Origin of the sequence: Pedobacter terrae, from assembly GCF_900100705.1 — a bacterium.
Lineage (GTDB): Bacteria > Bacteroidota > Bacteroidia > Sphingobacteriales > Sphingobacteriaceae > Pedobacter > Pedobacter terrae.
Map to the genome: position 1 here is coordinate 13,698 of NZ_FNCH01000003.1, position 17,557 is coordinate 31,254.

General features: G+C 38.1%; 14 protein-coding genes. 8 read left to right on the forward strand and 6 right to left on the reverse strand.

The annotated features are described in order from the left end of the window. Positions 1-57: 57 nt before the first annotated feature. Positions 58-3,396 carry a transcription-repair coupling factor gene (gene mfd / locus BLR60_RS04930; protein ID WP_090497429.1) on the reverse strand — a complete coding sequence of 1,113 codons (3,339 nt, stop codon included), beginning with the start codon at positions 3,394-3,396 and terminating at the stop codon, positions 58-60. A 230-nt stretch (positions 3,397-3,626) separates the two neighbouring features. On the opposite strand from mfd, the gene BLR60_RS04935 reads away from it, so the two are divergent. The 5 genes from BLR60_RS04935 (at position 3,627) to BLR60_RS04955 (ending at position 7,930) form a co-directional block, all read left to right on the forward strand. Then, on the forward strand, positions 3,627-3,923 hold the full coding sequence (locus BLR60_RS04935) for a DUF2752 domain-containing protein (RefSeq protein WP_090497431.1): 297 nt from the start codon (positions 3,627-3,629) through the stop codon (positions 3,921-3,923). 5 nt (positions 3,924-3,928) lie between these two features. Next, entirely contained in the window at positions 3,929-4,315 is a 387-nt protein-coding gene (locus BLR60_RS04940) for a TM2 domain-containing protein (protein ID WP_090497432.1), read from the forward strand. A gap of 117 nt (positions 4,316-4,432) precedes the next feature. Further along, positions 4,433-5,530 carry a Nif3-like dinuclear metal center hexameric protein gene (locus BLR60_RS04945; protein ID WP_090497434.1) on the forward strand — a complete coding sequence of 366 codons (1,098 nt, stop codon included), beginning with the start codon at positions 4,433-4,435 and terminating at the stop codon, positions 5,528-5,530. Next, positions 5,530-6,273 (forward strand): zinc ribbon domain-containing protein, encoded by a 744-nt coding sequence (locus BLR60_RS04950; RefSeq protein ID WP_090497436.1) that lies wholly within the window; start codon positions 5,530-5,532, stop codon positions 6,271-6,273. Before BLR60_RS04945 ends, BLR60_RS04950 begins: the two co-directional genes overlap by 1 nt. A gap of 169 nt (positions 6,274-6,442) precedes the next feature. Next, a complete protein-coding gene (locus BLR60_RS04955) occupies positions 6,443-7,930 on the forward strand; it encodes a tetratricopeptide repeat protein (RefSeq protein WP_090497995.1) in 1,488 nt (495 codons plus the stop codon). Here the strand turns inward: BLR60_RS04955 and BLR60_RS04960 are convergent. The 3 genes from BLR60_RS04960 to BLR60_RS04970 form a co-directional block, all read right to left on the reverse strand. Next, positions 7,927-9,003, reverse strand: coding sequence for a 3-oxoacyl-ACP synthase III family protein (locus BLR60_RS04960; RefSeq protein WP_090497439.1), 1,077 nt, complete (start codon positions 9,001-9,003; stop codon positions 7,927-7,929). The two genes, BLR60_RS04955 and BLR60_RS04960, sit on opposite strands and share 4 nt — an antisense overlap. Before the next feature lie 78 nt (positions 9,004-9,081). Further along, a complete protein-coding gene (locus tag BLR60_RS04965) occupies positions 9,082-9,735 on the reverse strand; it encodes a response regulator transcription factor (protein WP_090497442.1) in 654 nt (217 codons plus the stop codon). After that, complete coding sequence (locus BLR60_RS04970) at positions 9,735-11,606, reverse strand: sensor histidine kinase (protein WP_090497444.1); 1,872 nt, start codon at positions 11,604-11,606, stop codon at positions 9,735-9,737. The genes BLR60_RS04965 and BLR60_RS04970 overlap by 1 nt, the downstream gene beginning before the upstream one ends. Positions 11,607-11,756: 150 nt before the next feature. On the opposite strand from BLR60_RS04970, the gene BLR60_RS04975 reads away from it, so the two are divergent. Genes BLR60_RS04975 through BLR60_RS04985 form a run of 3 tightly spaced genes read left to right on the forward strand, consistent with a single transcriptional unit; the run spans position 11,757 to position 14,800 of the window. Beyond that, positions 11,757-12,734, forward strand: coding sequence for a hypothetical protein (locus BLR60_RS04975; protein ID WP_090497446.1), 978 nt, complete (start codon positions 11,757-11,759; stop codon positions 12,732-12,734). A gap of 34 nt (positions 12,735-12,768) precedes the next feature. Next, entirely contained in the window at positions 12,769-13,665 is an 897-nt protein-coding gene (locus BLR60_RS04980) for a hypothetical protein (RefSeq protein ID WP_090497448.1), read from the forward strand. 40 nt (positions 13,666-13,705) lie between these two features. Then, positions 13,706-14,800, forward strand: coding sequence for a lipid A-modifier LpxR family protein (locus tag BLR60_RS04985; protein WP_090497450.1), 1,095 nt, complete (start codon positions 13,706-13,708; stop codon positions 14,798-14,800). 5 nt (positions 14,801-14,805) lie between these two features. Here the strand turns inward: BLR60_RS04985 and BLR60_RS04990 are convergent, their stop codons facing one another. Together BLR60_RS04990 and ftsH are read right to left on the reverse strand one after the other, a co-directional pair. After that, positions 14,806-15,450, reverse strand: a complete 645-nt coding sequence (locus BLR60_RS04990) for a LutC/YkgG family protein (RefSeq protein ID WP_090497452.1) — start codon at positions 15,448-15,450, stop codon at positions 14,806-14,808. 65 nt (positions 15,451-15,515) lie between these two features. Next, positions 15,516-17,531 carry an ATP-dependent zinc metalloprotease FtsH gene (gene ftsH, locus BLR60_RS04995; RefSeq protein WP_090497454.1) on the reverse strand — a complete coding sequence of 672 codons (2,016 nt, stop codon included), beginning with the start codon at positions 17,529-17,531 and terminating at the stop codon, positions 15,516-15,518. Positions 17,532-17,557 lie beyond the last annotated feature (26 nt).

The following is a 17,557-nucleotide window of genomic DNA, read 5'->3' on the forward strand; positions in this document are numbered from 1 at the left end:
CAATAGACTGACTCAATTAACGTTAATTCGGTCAATTAACTGACTGAATTAACGTTTTTAGTCAATAAGTTCTAAAGTTTCGATTGCCTCTTCAACGGTTTTTACATTGTCAAAAGCAATTCTCAAGGTATTTTTTACCTCTTTTAAATTGCACATCCGTGGGTGGTTCTGTGCAAAAGTTAAAATTTTGGTAAAGGTATTGGAGTCGAAATAAGCAGACTGTTTATCATTTAAGAAATATCCGCGTAAACTATTTTTCTTGAAACTGATTTTCTCAAAGCCTAATTTCTTACCCAACCACTGCAAACGGACTACGCTGAGCATGGTTTTTACCTGTGGCGGAACCGGTCCGAAACGGTCGGCCAGATGTTTTTCAAAAATGGCCAGTTCATCTTCGTTATCAAGTTTGGAAAGCTCGGTGTACAGATTATAACGCTCGGTAATGTTGGTGATGTAAGCATCCGGAATGTATAATTCAAGATCGGTGTCTACCTGCGTAAAGCCCACGAACGGACGGGCAGGTTCATTTTCGAAAAGGCCTTTAAACTCAGCTTCTTTTAATTCCTGAATCGCTTCATCCAGTATCTTGTGGTACATTTCAAAACCGATTTCGGCAATGAAACCACTTTGCTCGGCACCTAATAAATTTCCACTTCCACGGATATCCAGATCGCGCATGGCTACGTTAAAACCACTGCCCAGATCAGAAAATTCTTCAATGGCACTTAAACGCTTACGGGCTTCGGAGGTTAAAGTAGATAAAGGTGGAGAAAGTAAATAGCAGAAAGCTTTTTTATTACTCCGGCCTACTCTGCCACGCATCTGGTGCAAATCGCTCAAACCAAACATGTGTGCATGGTTAATGATAATGGTATTGGCATTGGGGATATCTAAACCTGCTTCAATAATAGTCGTGGCTACCAAAACATCTTTCTCGCCATTGATAAAATCGAGCATTACATCTTCCAGTGCATCGCCATCCAGCTGGCCGTGCGCAATACCAATCCGTGCTTTTGGAACCAATTTCTGGATCAATCCACCCAATTGCATCAGGTCGTTTACCCGGTTATGAATAAAGAAAACCTGTCCACCACGGTCTAGTTCGAACTGTACGGCTTCCTGGATCAATTTATCATTAAAGACATGCAATTCGGTACTTACCGGCTGGCGGTTTGGTGGTGGAGTACTGATGATGGATAAATCCCTTGCCCCCATTAAAGAAAAATGCAGTGTTCTCGGAATTGGGGTTGCGGTAAGCGTTAAAGTATCAACGTTTACCCTAACGGCCTTTAACCTTTCTTTTGCCGTAACGCCAAATTTCTGCTCTTCATCAATAATCATGATGCCGAGGTCTTTAAACTTTACATCTTTGCTCAATAAACGGTGTGTCCCGATCAGGATATCAACTTTGCCTGCTGCGGCTTCAGCCAGGGTATCTTTAATCTGTTTATTGGTTTTAAAACGGTTAATGTAATCAACCGTAACGGGAAAATCTTTTAAACGTGAAGAAAAGGTTTTGAAATGCTGCAAGGCTAAAATAGTAGTCGGCACCAGTATCGCTGCCTGTTTGCCCTCCGCTACGGCTTTAAATGCCGCACGAACAGCGATCTCCGTTTTTCCAAAGCCTACATCTCCGCACACCAAACGGTCCATTGGATGTGGCGATTCCATATCCTTTTTCACATCCTGAGTCGCTTTTAACTGGTCGGGCGTATCTTCGTAAATAAAAGAAGCTTCCAGCTCAGTTTGCAAATAGCTATCCGGAGAAAATGCTGTTCCAGCCTGGGTTTTGCGCAACGCATAAAGTTTGATCAAATCCCGGGCGATATCTTTAACTTTTTTTTTAGTAGTTTTTTTGAGTTTGTCCCAGGCATCCGTACCCAGTTTATTCATTTTGGGTACACCGCTTTCCTTACCGCTGTATTTGGCAATGCGGTTTAAGGAGTTGATGTTTACGTAAAGCAGGTCGTTATCTGCATAAATTAAACGGATCATCTCCTGGGTTTTGCCATTTACTTCCACCTTTTCGAGTCCGGCATATTTACCGATCCCATGGTCGATGTGGGTTACGTAATCGCCGGATTTCAGTTCCCTTAAATCTTTCAGGGTAATGGCCTGACTTTTTTGGTAGCCCTTTTTAAGTTTATACTTGTAATAACGGTCAAAAATCTGGTGATCGGTGTAAAATGCGGTCTGGATCTCCGGATCAACAAAACCCTCGCGCAACATGCTATTGATCGGCGTAAACTTGGCCGTTTTATCAATATCCTCTAAAATGGCATATAAACGTTCAATCTGCTTTGGTGAATCGGTAAAAATAAAATTGATAATCCCTGCCTTTTCATTCTCCTTTAGGTTATGGATCAGCAGGTTAAAATCTTTATTGAAAGATGGCTGTGGTTTGGTTTCAAACTCGAAACGGTTATCTGTTTTATAAAAAAACTGTTTGCCAAATTCTACCAATGGGAAATCCTGAAGATGATCGCCCAATAATTTTTCGTCGGTAAAGGCAAATTTAGGATCGATCCACTCGGGATTTTGAGTTTTATCTGTTGCTGGCAACGCTTTCCAAAGCTCCACAGCCTTTTTAAAGCCAGCTTTAACAATATCTAAGGTAAATTCTACGTCTTTAAACCAGAGTTGTGTATCTTGATCGATATAATCAAGGATGCTGATATTGCTTTCGGTTAAAAATTTGGCCTGAACATTTGGGACAATGGTCAGCGATTTAACATCGCCAACCGAAAGCTGACTTTCAATTTCAAAACTCCTGATACTTTCTACCTCATCGCCAAAAAATTCGATTCGGTATGGAAGGTCAGACGAGAACGAAAAGATATCTACAATACCGCCACGGATGGAAAACTGACCAGGCTCGTAAACAAAATCCCTACGGTCGAAATCGTAATCAATTAAAAACTCATTGATAAAATCAATGCCTAATTTGGCCCCTAGGCTAATTTCTAAAGTGTTTTTTTCCAGCGCCGATCGATCAATTACCTTTTCGGCAATCGCCTCTGGATAAGAAACGACAATTTTTCCATATTCTGAATCATGATTCAGCTCGTTCAATACCTCTGCACGGGCCAATACATTGGCTGTATCTACCTGGGTAAAATCAAAAGATTTACGGTATGAGGAAGGAAATAGTAAAACCTGCTTATCCAATACACTTTCGAGATCGGATTGAAAATAGGCGGCTTCTTCCCTATCTGGTAAAACGAACAGGATGGGCTTGTGTAACAGGAAATAAGAAGAAAGTGCAACAATAGCATCTGCCGAACCCACCAATCCCTTTAATTGTATCTTTGGGTTTTTGCTGCTATTCAACGCTTTGGTAAATTGGGTTACCCTATCGTCGGTTTTGTATCTGTTTATTAAATCGCGAATGTTCAAGGCACAAAAATAAGCTTATCTTTTAATATTAACCCGCAATTTGTGTAAAGGTTTTTTTAACTATTTTTGGCAGGGTTGCGATATGGAAATTAGATTTGGGAAAAAGCGAAAACTTATTCTTAGATGGTATCGTTCGTTTGGTCGAAATATATTCCCCTTTCGTCGATTAAGGGCAAATCGGTGTAACAAAGGTAGTTCTATAGCTTCTAAATTATATAAAAAGTGAAACAATGAATTACGTTAAGAGCTTTCCACTAGAACTTTTTTTCTGGGTAACAGCTTTAATATTACTGGCAACGGCGAATAGCCAACAGCATCATTTTACACTTTGTCCTTTAGCTAATTTAGGTTTTAAGGATTGGTGTCCGGGATGTGGCATCGGCAGGTCAATCAGTCATATTTTACATGGCGAGTTTACCGAAAGCTTTTCCGAACATTGGTTTGGGCTTCCGGCACTTTTGATAATAGTTTATAGAATTTACACATTGATAAAAAATAAGTTTAAAATTTCAACCACAAATACATAGAAACCATGGATATATTTCAATCACCTCTAATGTCGTTACCAGGTATAACACCAGAGGAATACTCCTATTTACAACAAGCCACAACAGGTTTAACTGAAGAGCAGTTGCGTAATTTCCTGATGGTTTACAGCAGTAAAAGAAAAAACCCATCTGATATGTTGATTTTCTGTTTAATTGGATTGTTTGCTGTTCCAGGTTTGCAGCGGTTTATTATAGGCCAGATCGGCATGGGTATTTTATACCTTTTAACTGCGGGTTTATGCTTTATCGGATCAATTATCGATGTGGTAAACCACAAAACCCTTGCTTTTGAGCACAACCAGAAAATGGTTTTTGAAAGCTTACAGATGGTCAGAATGGGCGGGGGATTCCAGCAGGCAGGAAAATTCTAAGATAACCAAGTTTTTGATGTTTACATCCGTATCCAAATAAATTGGGTGCGGATTTTTTCTGTTGAATGAAGGGTAAGAAAAAGAAAACTAAAGCAATGAAATTTCTATATTTATCGAATGAAATTAGCTGAAATTACCAATTATTTAGAAAGCATTGCGCCACTTAATTATCAGGAAGATTACGATAATGCTGGCTTAATAGTGGGCGACCCAAACATGGAAGTCCGTGCTGCTTTGGTGGCTTTAGATTGTGTAGAGAAAATTGTGGATGAAGCCATTTCGACAGGATGCAATTTGATTATTACCCACCATCCGATAGTTTTTAAAGGGCTAAAAAAACTCAATGGAAAAAACTACGTGGAACGTGTAGTGTTAAAAGCCATTAAAAACAACATTGCGCTTTATGCCATTCATACCAATTTAGATAGTATCCATACCGGTGTAAATGCGAGGATCTGTGAACGTTTGGGCTTAACAGGTACAAAGGTACTTTTACCAAAAGCAGGTTTGTTAAAAAAACTGGTTACTTATTGTCCGCAGGCCCAGGCAGAGCAATTACGATCTGCATTGTTTTATGCGGGTGCAGGGAACATTGGCAACTATAGCGAGTGTAGTTTTAATGCTGATGGTTTTGGCACTTTTAAGGGAAATGAAAATTCAGACCCTTTTGTGGGCGAAAAAGGTATTCGCCACCGCGAGGCTGAAGTGCGGATCGAAATGGTTTACCCTACACAGGCAGAGCGGAAAATTCTGGTTGCTTTGTTCGAGAACCATCCTTACGAAGAAGTAGCTTACGATATTTATAAACTCGAAAACAAACACGAATTGGTGGGTTCGGGTATGGTGGGCTGGCTGGAATACGATATGGATGCTTACGATTTTCTGCATTTGGTGAAAGATAGCATGCAGGCCAAAGTGGTGAGACATACAGAAGTAATTGGCAAAAGGATTAAAAAAGTTGCGGTTTGTGGAGGTTCGGGAAGCTTCCTGTTAAAAGAAGCCATTGCTGCCGGAGCGGATGCATTTATAACCGCAGATTTTAAATATCATGAGTTTTTTGATGCGGAGGAAAAATTGATCATTGCCGACATCGGACACTTTGAAACTGAACAATTTACCTCAAATTTATTGCTTGAAATTATTCAGAAAAAATTTACTAACTTTGCAATCCGTTTAACGGAGCAAAATACAAACCCCATAAATTACTTGTTTTAATGGAACAAACCGTAGAACAAAAGCTAAAAGCTTTATACGAATTACAAAATATCCACACAAAAATTGATAAGATCCGCCAGGTGCGTGGTGAATTACCAATGGAGGTTGCCGATCTTGAGGATGACGTTTTAGGATTAGAAACTAGAATTGCAAAAATCAAAGCTGAGCTTGATGATCTTGAAGATTCGATCGTAACACGTAAAAATACAATTAAAGATGCGCAAGCAGCGATCAAAAGATATGATACTCAATTAAAAGAAGTTAAAAATAACCGTGAATACGATGCTTTAACTAAAGAAATTGAGATCCAAGGTTTAGATATCCAGGTTTCTGAAAAGAAAATTAAAGAACACGGTTTCGAAATCACTTCTAAAACTGAAATCTATGAGGCAGCTAAAGCAGAATTAGATGGCAGAAAGAAAGATTTAGAGGTTAAAAAAGGCGAATTGGATGTAATTACTGCTGAAACTGAAAAAGAAGAGCAGGATTTACAAAAGAAAGCAGATAAAGCTGAGCCTCAAATTGAAGAGCGTTTGTTGGTTGCCTATAAACGTTTACGCAAAAATGCGGTAAATGGTTTGGCTGTAGTAACTATCGATCGCGATTCTTGCTCTGGTTGTTTCAACCAGATTCCACCTCAACGTCAGTTAGATATCCGTCAACGTAAAAAAATTATCGTTTGTGAACACTGCGGGCGTATTTTGGTTGATGAAGCTTTAACACACGAAGTAGCAGAAGCTTAATCTAAATTATAAGATTATTTGAACGTCCCGATTTAATCGGGACGTTTTTTGTTTTAGCTTCTTTTCTTGTGCTACACAAAACAAGAATATGATTTTAGCGTTAATGTAGATATTTGTTTAATGTGAAGCTGTCGTGGCAGCATCGAACAGTACCGAAATAGAATCCCTAATGAATAAAAGCTTCCGTTTTTTTATAACGTCTGCACTGCTCCTTTCTCCTTTGTTTTCACTTGCAAACTTCGATTTTAATAACAATTGCTTAAATGCTTATAAAAGTATATTCGAATTGAAGTTGGGTAACGCAAGGGCCTATATCTCTACAGAAAAAAAACAGCATCCCAACAACGCCATTATTCCGCTTCTGGAAAATTATGTAGATTATTTTACAGTTTTAACCTCAGAGAGTAAGGCTGATTTTGACCGTTTGAAAGGAAATAAATCTAAACGGTTGGATCAAATAAGCGACGACGATAAAAATTCGCCATACTACCTCTATGCTCAGGCAGAAATTAATTTGCAATGGGCGCTCATTCGTGGTCGTTTTGGAGAGTATTTTAACGCCGCTATGGAAGTTAAAAGAGCGAACAGCCTTTTGCAGGATAATAATAAGAAGTTTCCAAATTTTCATCTAAACTTAAAAGGACTGGGTTTGATCAATGCCGTTTTGGGTAATCTTCCTGATGGCGCTTTAAAAACAGCACTTTCAACTTTTGGTATTAAAGGGAATTTGCAGAGTGGATTAAATATGTTCGAAAAGCTGGCAGATAATCTGCCAAAGTCATCTTATGAACCTTTTTACGAAGAAGTGGTGTTTTATTACGCTTATGTATTAACTGATGTGGCACACAGCCCGCAGGCATATGCCAAAACCATGAAGTATACCGAACGGATTGCAGATACCAGTTTATTAAAAAGTTATTTGCAAAGTTATGTATGCATTAAAAACGGGCACAGTGAACAAGCTATTTCTATTTTGGCCAAGCGACCAGAGGGAGGTGTTTATCAGCCTTTTCCTTATCTGGACTATTTAGAAGGAATTGCGCATTTAAATAAACTCGACCTCAATGCCAGCACCCATTTCAACCGGTTTTTACAGACCACAAAGGGTGTAAACTTTGTAAAGGATGCTTACCTTCATCTGGGTTGGATCGCTCTTCTTAAAGGAGATAAAGCAACATATATGGCCTTTGCGGCAAAGGCTGTTAAAAATGGCTATACTTACATGGAAAAGGATAAGCAAGCCAAGACTGAAGCTTCAGCAGAAACACCAGCCGTTGATCTTTTAAAAGCCAGACTGCTGTTTGACGGTGGTTATTTAAGCAGGGCCTTACAGGCAATTGATGGGAAAAAGGCAACGGATTACACTAACAATAAAGACAGAATAGAACTAAATTATCGTTTAGGTAGAATTTACGATGATTTAGGGAAAGATGATCAGGCATTAGCGGCTTATCAGGAAACGATTAATGACGGGAAAAACCTGAAGTATTATTTTGCGGCGAATGCTGCGGTGCAGATGGGTAAGATTTATGAAAGAAGAAAAAACCTGGCAAAAGCAAAAGAGGCTTTCAATACTGCCATTGCCATGAAAAATCATGAGTTTGAAAGCAGTATTGAAAACCAGGCCAGAGCCGGGTTAAAACGGTTAGTTAATTAAAAGCGGTGTATAAAAGCATTAATGTGCATACCTGCTCCTACTGAAGCAAATACAGCTACATCGCCAGCCTTCACGTTATAACCTTTAACTTCCCCTTTTAATACCAGGTCGAGTAAGGTTGGTACAGTGGCAACAGAACTGTTTCCTAACCACGAAATCGTCATCGGAACTAAGTTTTCCGGCACTGTATCCTTTCCATAAAGTTTGAACAAACGCTTCATGATAGCGGCATCCATTTTACCATTAGCCTGGTGCACAAATACAATGTTTACATCATCAACACTAATGCCCGCTTTGTCTATAGCTTTTTTAATGACCTGAGGTACCTGGATTACCGCAAATTCGTAAAGTTTACGCCCATTCATTTTCAGGTAGAAGTTTCCGCTAGTCTCATCAGGATTGTATCCTTTGCCCATGGTGAGTAAATTACCATGATTAACGGCGTGCGTTTCTGTTTTATGGGCTAATATTCCTCTTTTTTCTGTTCCTTCTTCTGCTTCGAAAATTACAGCTCCGGCACCATCCGAAAAGATCATGCTATCACGGTCATGCGGATCGATAATTCGGCTTAAAGTTTCAGCGCCAATAACCATAACGCGTTTGGCATCGCCACTTTTTATATAGTAATCGGCCTGTATTGCGCCTTGAACCCATCCTGGGCAACCAAAAATGATATCGTAGGCAACGCAATCGGGATTTTGAATGCCGAGTTGTTGTTTAACCTTTGAAGCTAAAGATGGTAAAATATCTGTGCGGTTACTACCCAAAGGGATATCGCCAAAGTTATGACAGAATATAATATAGTCTAAGGTTTCTTTATCTATGCCTGCATTTTCAATGGCTTTTTCTGCTGCTTTTGCGCCAATATGATTGCTTAACTGATCAGGACAGGCATAACGACGCTCTACGATCTCTGTAATTTCAGAAAATTTATGAATGATCTCTGCATTCTCTTTTTCCAGTACGTTTCCGTTCTCAAAAAATGTCGAGTTTAAGAATTCATCACCAGAAATAATATTTTTTGGAATATAACTTCCGGTACCGGTTATTACCGTATTTATTGCTTTGCTCATAATTATAATACCGCATACCAAAACGGTATGTAGTATAAAAATATCAATTATATTCGATATTCGAAAATAAATTTAATTTTAGCGAAGCTTATTTTCAAGGGCAAACTTTAATAATCCTGCTTTCCCGGTTACATTTAGCTTTTGCGCCATGTTTTTCCGGTGGGTATCAACAGTGTTTAAAGCTATAAATAATTTTTGGGCAATTTGCTGTGAAGAATAGTCTTCGCTAATCAATTTCAGGATTTCCATTTCACGTGCAGTTAAGTTGTGGCTTTTTTGGAAATGGTCACCATCGTTAAATACAGATGAAGCAGGCGGATCTGATTTTGCTTTTTGGAAATATTCCTCTCCCTGTTGTATGCCAATTATGATTTCAAATAGTGTTTCTGCGTTGGTATCTTTCTGGATAAAGGCCCTCACGCCGATATCCTCGAGTTTAGCAGATAGTTTGGTTGTATAATACATCGATAATACCATTATTTTTACCGAAGGAAATAACTGGCGCACCTTTTCTGCGGCCATTTCACCATCTAGAATGGGCATGTTTAAATCGAGAATTAAAACATCTGGCAGCTGGTGATTAAGCAGATGCAAAATTTCTTTTCCGTTGGCGGCCATTCCAATTACCTTAAAATCAGATTGTTCAGAAAGGATTGCAAATAGCCCTTCTGCAAACAGTTTGTGATCATCTGCAATCATAATGGTTATGGGGCGCTGTTGAATCTTGTCCATTAGTTTAGTGGAATATCAATAGTTGTAGTTGTGCCGTTCTGATTACTATCTACCTGGATGTTACCGTTGAGGTAATTTACCCTCGATAGAATATTTTGAATGCCTAAGCCCTTTTTGTCTGTGTCGGGATTAAAACCGATGCCATTGTCTTCTGCCATAATGCTAATTCTTTCTGTAAATGATAAAATTTGTATGGTTGCCTTTGAGGCAAAAGAGTGTCTGATGATGTTATTGACCAATTCGTTAACAATCCGATAAATGGTAATTTCCATTCCGCTATCAATAGGCTGTTCTACCTGAAAAACGAACTCAAATGCAATTTTACCAGAATGGTTAAGGATTTTAAAATGTTCATTTAATGTTTCAATCAGACCATGTTGTTCAAAGTTTTTGGGCATCAGGTTATGCGATATTTCCCTTAAGTCTGCACATGCCTTTTCGATCATGCCAATGGTTTGATCATAAAATATGCGGTCATTTTCAGTAAGTTTTAAAACTTTTTGCTGAAAAGCGGTGATATTTAGTTTTATAATCGATAATGTTCCGCCCAGATCATCATGTAAATCACGGGCCAAACGTGTTCTTTCATCTTCCTGAGCATTGAAAATACCATCTGCCAGATCAACCTGGTGCTTACTTTTTTCTTCCAGCAGGATTTCTTTTTCTTTTTTCAAAAAATTATACCGCTGTGTTAGTGCAAATGAAAGAAAAATGATTTCTGCCGTTAAGCCTACCACTAACCCGTTTGGTTTTAATAAATTAAAGTTAGTAAGGCCTAAAGTGTTAAAAACATAATTAAAAACGCCAAATAACAGCATCACGGTTGCAATAAAATAATACCAGCCTAACTTATAGCCAGATCTTATTCTTTCTACCACACCAATAATAATAATGATTACAGTAAGAAGTGCCAGAAAATTGTTGATGTAAAAAACCGTTTTTTCTAAAATAATAAATGATTTAAAGAACATAAATACTGGAATGACAGACATGACCCAGCAAAACCTTTTATAATAGTTTGTAAAACGGTATAACTTACTGTTTATCCTGTTTTGATTCACAAACAGCTGCATGACCTGGATCAACAAGCCACAGCTTAATGATGCCATTATTAACCGCATGTAATCTTGCAGGCCGGGCAAGTTTGGGTAAAACCACTGGAAAGCCAGTCCCTCTTCTTCCAGAATGAAAATTAAGGTGCAAAAAATGTAAATGGCGTAATATAGGTGGATATTATCTCTTACCGAAGCAAACATTAATAAGTTAAAGATTACCGCGAATACAAAAATACCAGTGTAAAATCCAAACAAAGTGTGCTGCGGAATTTCTGCCTGAATAATGTCAACATCACGGCCGATAGACATTGGCATATACATATTCTGTCCGCGTTTATCTGCCCACAAATAAAAGGTAGCTTTCTCGTGAGGCAAAAGAATAATTGGATAGATGAAGCTCCTGTTGTGATAAGGACGTTGTTTAAAAGGGAAATGATCGCCGGTTAAACCTAGCGGATAAATCTTTCCCTGCTCATTTACTTTAAACAACTGGAGTTGATTAATGCTCGAACTCTGTTCCTTAAACATCAGGTGTACAGCTTGGTCCAGTGTATTTTCTATATCAAAAGCAATCCAATAATAAGATTGGGTATAACCTTTACTAAAAACTTTTCCTGCTATTAATGGGCTGAGTTTACTGGCCTGTTTATATTTTATAACAGAGTCGATGGTTAGGTTTAAATTTTTGTCTTCGTAAAAATAACCATGTTTACTGATACTGAATTTTTTGGCCGTGTCAATTTGTATGGGGTTGCCTTGCTGCGCAAAACATACCTGAAATGGAAGTAGAAAAAATAAGCATAAAAATTTGTTCATTGATGAGCGAATTTGCGGTAATAATTAACGGGGAACAAGGTTAATATTTCATAAATATAACACATAAATCAGGTACTAAATATACCGAGTAAAGGGTATATAAAACACTTGAGCTGTAGGTTACTTTTACATCAAACAAAACAACTTAAAATGAAAAATTTCTTAGCTACTATTTTGCTCCTGTTTATGGTACAGCTGGCAAATGCTCAATCGCACGTTTCGAGAAGCGAGTATGCAAGGTATAACTGCAGATTTGCACCGAAAGGATGGAATAATGCCGAAGGTAAACTGATGTGCCCGGCCTGCGCAAAAGAAAATGAAGATGCCAGAAAAAAGAAAATAGCCGATGATAAGGCTGCGGATGAAGCAGGCAAAATCAGAAATGCAAAACTAAAGGCCGAGAACGAGGCAAACTTTAAAAAGAAGATGGCCGAAGTAAGAGAAAAAAGTAAAGTGACCGAAGTGCATGTAACGATGGGTAAAATGCCTGCAGGTAAGGCAATTGAAAAGCCCGTAAAGAAAGCTCCCGTTAAGCTTACCAAAGATTTGCTGTTTTTCGCTGATTATGCCGGATCAATGATGCCGAACGGGAACCGGTTAAATTATTTTCTGAATGAAAACGGTGACACTATTTTGAAAAGTAACGATTACTATAGCACTTTCGGGGCTTTTAGCGACAATAGAAACAATTTTCCAAAAAATATCGGTATTGTGGTTTTTAATGCGGAAAACAGATTGACTAATGGTAAAACGCTAAAAATAGTGGACATTGTTGATTTAAAAGGGAAACGGCTTTTTAATGATAACAGCATCAGTAATATTTTTCACCTAAAGGATGATTATTTTGTGATTGGCAGAAGTAAGGATTTTGGAGAGGATTCTAGCTGGGGTTATAATTACAGAAGAATCCAGAATGTGGATATCTATAATGTTAAAACAAAAGAAACGATCACGTTGGATAAAGACCGCAATAAGGTAGAGATTTACGTAGCTTTTGATCGCCGAAAATTCGAAGATGATGGCCTGAAAGCTATGCTTTTAAGAAGGTATAGCAATGATGATGAGGATGTATATTGTTTAAATGCTGCCGGAGAGTTGGTGGTTAAAAGATCCCAAGGTTCGAAGTGATAACTTATTATTCAAAATCTAAATTAATGCTATTATGAAAAATTTAATTTTTGCTCTTCTATTTGTTTTATCTTTTACTAAAGCATATAGTCAAACTAATGTTCAAGGAACAAATCTTATTGGACAATCTTATGTAACTAAAGTAAGCGTACTGGTAAAAGTATATGATCCAGTCAAAAAAGAAGTAAAAGATTTAGCTTTTATGCTTAATGATGATATAAAATTTTACATATATGAGGTCGCTGATAGTGGATATATTATTTCAGTATGGGATTTTAAACCTGATACTGCCAAAACAAACTTTTATAAATCTTTAGATGGAGAAAAGGGAGGAAACAACCTAAATGCATCATCAAACGAATATTACAAAATGAGTAAAGCCCAATTAGGTATAGAAAATACTGGAAATACTGATATTTTAAACAAGTTTAAGAATCTTGCTTATGTAGATCTTTGGGCTAACAATACTCAATTTTTTATTTCACTCAAAGATTTCAACAATAAATGCGAACCTATATATCCGCACAAGCGAGGTTTTACCTGGGGCTTTTTAACTCTACCCATAAAGGCACGCTTTGGTAATAAAAAAGCGCCATTTACTTTCGAAGAAAAAATTAATTTTGGTATATCGGCAGGTGTCAAATGGCAACATGTTAATACAGTCTATTCCGCTAGTAATTTGTTGGGTGGAATATCCGTTGGAGGCGTAAAGTTGGATAAGGACAACTCAGCGGCTGCCATCTCTTTGTCTGCAGGTTACATGTATCAGTATGATAAGTTTCAGATAGGGATTTTTACAGGACTTGATTTTATTGACAAGTCTCGAGGTATTGATTGGGGTTATCAAGGTAAGCCTTGGCTGGGTTTTGCCATTGGGTTTAGCTTGTTTGGAGAAAGTAAAACATCCGCATCTAATGATCAGACACAATAATTAAACCAATCGGTACTACAATTAATTAACAACTGCTCTTATGAAAAATACTTTACTTCTATTTTTTTTAATGCTTTTAATATCAAAAGCATCTTTTTCACAAGAAACTGAAAAACCATTACACCGTGCAGGGATAGTTGTTGACCAAGATTACTTTCTAAAATTTGTTAAGCCATCTTATGCTACAGATAGGAATTATACGATGGGGCTAGGCTTAATTTATCAAGATAAAGGACTCGGTGGATCATGGGTTTTCACTCCACACAGATTTATAGTGAAAAAACTCTTTGGCAAAATGCTTAAAGATTACGATGTATACGATGCAACCATAATGCTGGCAAACACTACATTTACGCCGGAGTACTTGGGTAATTTGCACGATCCTGTACATGAATTTAAGCGCGAAAATGACCGTCCCTTTGCCAGTCTGAATGTTATTGGTACAAGCTTGGGTTCGCAGGATAATGCTGGTAACGAATTAATGACTTTAGGTATTAATGTTGGTGCCATAGGATTAAATGTTTCTAAAGCAGTACAAACAACAATTCACCGTGACCACTGGTTCGGAAATACTGCTGATATTCCTTACGGATGGGAAGGGCAGATCTCAAATGGAGGAGAGCCCACCCTATTGGTTACAGGAAAAAAGGATTGGCTGCTTATTGGTAAGCGAGATGTAAATGATGTTGGGCTTTTTCAGCTAAGCACTAATGCTGAAGTGCGCTTAGGCTATTATGTAAGTACAGGCCTAGGTTTTAATGCAAGACTTGGTTTGCTAGATAAGAAAAATTGGGCAATAAATACTTTGCCAATGGCAAATTTAGTTGGCCTCACTAGTGAAAATAAAAATTTATTGGAGGTTTATCTTCTTGCAGGTGTTAAAGGTAATTGTTGGCTTTACAATGCTTTATTAATGGGGCAGTTTAGGGATAGTCCTTATACTTTAAGCTTCAAGCAATTAAACAAAGCTACCCTGGATTGGAATTTGGGTTTTGGTACAAAAATACCTATGTGTGAAAAAAAGGCCATAAGACTATCGGCTACAGCTGTTGGACGATCACCTGAATTTAATACCGTGAGTGAGTTTAACAGGTGGCATTCATGGGTAAGCTTTCAGTTGTATTATGAATGGTGATTTAATCAACTAAAATCATCAATCAGAAACACGAAAAGCTCTTTAGGGCCATGCGCGCCTAAAACCAATGTTTTTTCGATATCTGCCGTTCTGCTTGGCCCTGTAATATTGCTGATCATGGATGGGAGCTGATTGCCATACTTGTTTTTCAATAACAGAAAAGCATCTTTAAGATCTAAAACCAACTGACTGGTTTTGGCGATTACAATGTGGTGGTGTGGAAAGATGCTGAGCCTTCTTCCTGCTGCACCCTGGTTAGTGACCATTACGCTTCCATTTCGGGCAATTAAGGCTTCGCAGAGGGTAATGCCTACCTCTGCCTGATCAAAATCTTTGTCGGTTTGATAAAAAGGAAATTCGTATTTGCTTAAAAACTGCTGTAGCTCAGGTTCCCAGCAGTATATTTTTCGCCATTTGAACTTATCGGCAAGCTGCAACATATTTTCAAAAAAATCGATCCCGTCTTCGCAGAATATAAAGTTGCCGGATATAGCCGTAAGCTGTTCAGCAAATAATATCTCAAGCTCATCTGTATTTTTTTTATACAATGGGCTTTCTTCTAAATTAGGATAGGGGTTTTCGCGCTTCTCTAATAGGGCTTTCCTTATCTTTTTCAGTATTTGTTCTTTCGCTGTCGTATTATCCTTCATTATAAAAAAAAAGCTACCCTAATGATTAAACCAGGGTAGCAAATGTAATAATAGAAATTATTTATTTAAGCCTCAACCGGCGTAATATGTCCGGGTGTTCCGCTTTCGCCTTGGTTTTCGAATAAACGTTTACCAAAAATGACTTCTAAATCGTCTTTAAATAAAACTTCTTTTTCGATCAGGATATCAGCTAACTGGATCAATTTATCTTTATTTTCTTCCAATAACTGGATCGCTCTCTGATATTGACCTTCAATTAATGCCGAAATTTCTTTATCAATAGTTAAAGCGGTATCCTCTGAATATGGTTTAGAGAAATTATACTCGTTCTGACCAGATGAATCATAATAAGTGATGTTTCCCAATTTATCGTTCAAACCATAAATGGTAACCATGGCCCTTGCTTGTTTATTCACCTTTTCTAAATCGCTAAGTGCACCGGTAGAGATGGTATCAAACATTACTTTTTCAGCGGCCCTACCACCCATAGTTGCACACATTTCGTCGAGCATTTGGTGAGGACGTACAATTAAGCGTTCTTCAGGCAAATACCAGGCAGCACCTAAGCTCTGTCCGCGTGGAACAATAGTAACCTTAACTAAAGGCGCCGCATGTTCTAACAACCAGCTTACTGTAGCGTGTCCGGCCTCATGGATAGCAATGGCACGTTTTTCACTCGGTGTGATGATTTTATTTTTCTTTTCCAGACCACCTACAATTCTATCTACAGCATCCAGAAAATCTTGCTTATCTACTGCCGATTTATTTTTACGGGCTGCAATTAATGCGGCTTCGTTACAAACATTAGCAATATCTGCACCTGAGAATCCTGGCGTTTGTTTAGCTAAAAATTCGGTATCAAGCTCTTCCGATTTTTTAAGCGGAGTGATGTGAACCTCAAAAATCTGTTTACGTTCTATAACATCTGGTAAATCAACATAAATCTGTCTGTCAAATCTACCTGCTCTTAATAAGGCTTTATCTAAAACATCAGCGCGGTTGGTTGCTGCCAGAATAATAACATGGGTGTTGGTGCCAAAACCATCCATCTCAACTAAAAGCTGATTTAGCGTATTTTCACGTTCGTCGTTTCCGCCCATTACGCCATTTTTACCACGGGCGCGGCCAATGGCATCAATCTCATCAATGAAGATAATACAAGGCGATTTATCTTTTGCCTGTTTAAATAAGTCGCGAACACGTGATGCACCAACTCCAACAAACATCTCTACAAAGTCAGAACCAGATAGAGAGAAGAAAGGAACCTGAGCCTCGCCTGCAACGGCTTTTGCCAATAGGGTTTTACCGGTACCCGGCGAACCTACCAATAAAGCACCTTTAGGTATTTTTCCGCCCAAATCGGTATATTTTTTAGGGTTTTTAAGGAAATCTACAATTTCCATTACCTCTGTTTTAGCTTCTTCTAAACCTGCAACGTCATTAAAAGTAATATTTACCTGACTTTCTTTGTCAAATAAGGTTGCTTTAGATTTTCCAATGCTGAAAATCTGACCGCCGCCACCAGCTCCACCGCCCATTCTGCGCATCATAAAAATCCAGAAACCGATTAAAAGCAGTACTGGTAAAATGATACTTAAAAACCAGCTTGCTAACGGATTGCTACGGCTGGTTTTTTCTGCCAGTATCCTTGGTTGGTTAGCAGGAAGATCTTTTTGCGAATCGGCAAGTTGTTTATCCAGCCCATCCATTGTTCCGGCATTAAAAAACACAATAGGACTCGCGGCGTTATTTACACTAAAAGTGCTGGTGCTTTTATACGGATCGTATATTGGTTTTTTAAGACTGTCCTTTTTGATATAAACCTCTACACGTACCAAATCGTCTGATTTGTAGGCGACAACCTTTTGGACGTCACCTTTAAGTAACATCTGTTGTTCAAATTTTTGGTAGGTTACTTCTTTACCCCCATCGGTAGTAAATAAAAATTGTGCTGCAATAATGGCTATAATAATGGCCGCATACACCCAGAAAATATTAAATTTTGATCCTTTTTGTGGTTTTTTAGGGATGTTTGGAATCCTTCTTCCCTGTTTTTCGTTGGTATTTTGATTATCGTTCATTTGTCTTTGTCAAAATGGTTCTATTA

Coding starts and splice junctions, on each gene's coding strand:
- BLR60_RS04935 (WP_090497431.1), top strand. CDS start 3,627: ATGAATTACGTTAAGAGCTTTCCACTAGAACTTTTTTTCTGGGTAACA.
- BLR60_RS04940 (WP_090497432.1), top strand. CDS start 3,929: ATGGATATATTTCAATCACCTCTAATGTCGTTACCAGGTATAACACCA.
- BLR60_RS04945 (WP_090497434.1), top strand. CDS start 4,433: ATGAAATTAGCTGAAATTACCAATTATTTAGAAAGCATTGCGCCACTT.
- BLR60_RS04950 (WP_090497436.1), top strand. CDS start 5,530: ATGGAACAAACCGTAGAACAAAAGCTAAAAGCTTTATACGAATTACAA.
- BLR60_RS04955 (WP_090497995.1), top strand. CDS start 6,443: ATGAATAAAAGCTTCCGTTTTTTTATAACGTCTGCACTGCTCCTTTCT.
- BLR60_RS04960 (WP_090497439.1), bottom strand. CDS start 9,003: ATGAGCAAAGCAATAAATACGGTAATAACCGGTACCGGAAGTTATATT.
- BLR60_RS04965 (WP_090497442.1), bottom strand. CDS start 9,735: ATGGACAAGATTCAACAGCGCCCCATAACCATTATGATTGCAGATGAT.
- BLR60_RS04970 (WP_090497444.1), bottom strand. CDS start 11,606: ATGAACAAATTTTTATGCTTATTTTTTCTACTTCCATTTCAGGTATGT.
- BLR60_RS04975 (WP_090497446.1), top strand. CDS start 11,757: ATGAAAAATTTCTTAGCTACTATTTTGCTCCTGTTTATGGTACAGCTG.
- BLR60_RS04980 (WP_090497448.1), top strand. CDS start 12,769: ATGAAAAATTTAATTTTTGCTCTTCTATTTGTTTTATCTTTTACTAAA.
- BLR60_RS04985 (WP_090497450.1), top strand. CDS start 13,706: ATGAAAAATACTTTACTTCTATTTTTTTTAATGCTTTTAATATCAAAA.
- BLR60_RS04990 (WP_090497452.1), bottom strand. CDS start 15,450: ATGAAGGATAATACGACAGCGAAAGAACAAATACTGAAAAAGATAAGG.
- ftsH (WP_090497454.1), bottom strand. CDS start 17,531: ATGAACGATAATCAAAATACCAACGAAAAACAGGGAAGAAGGATTCCA.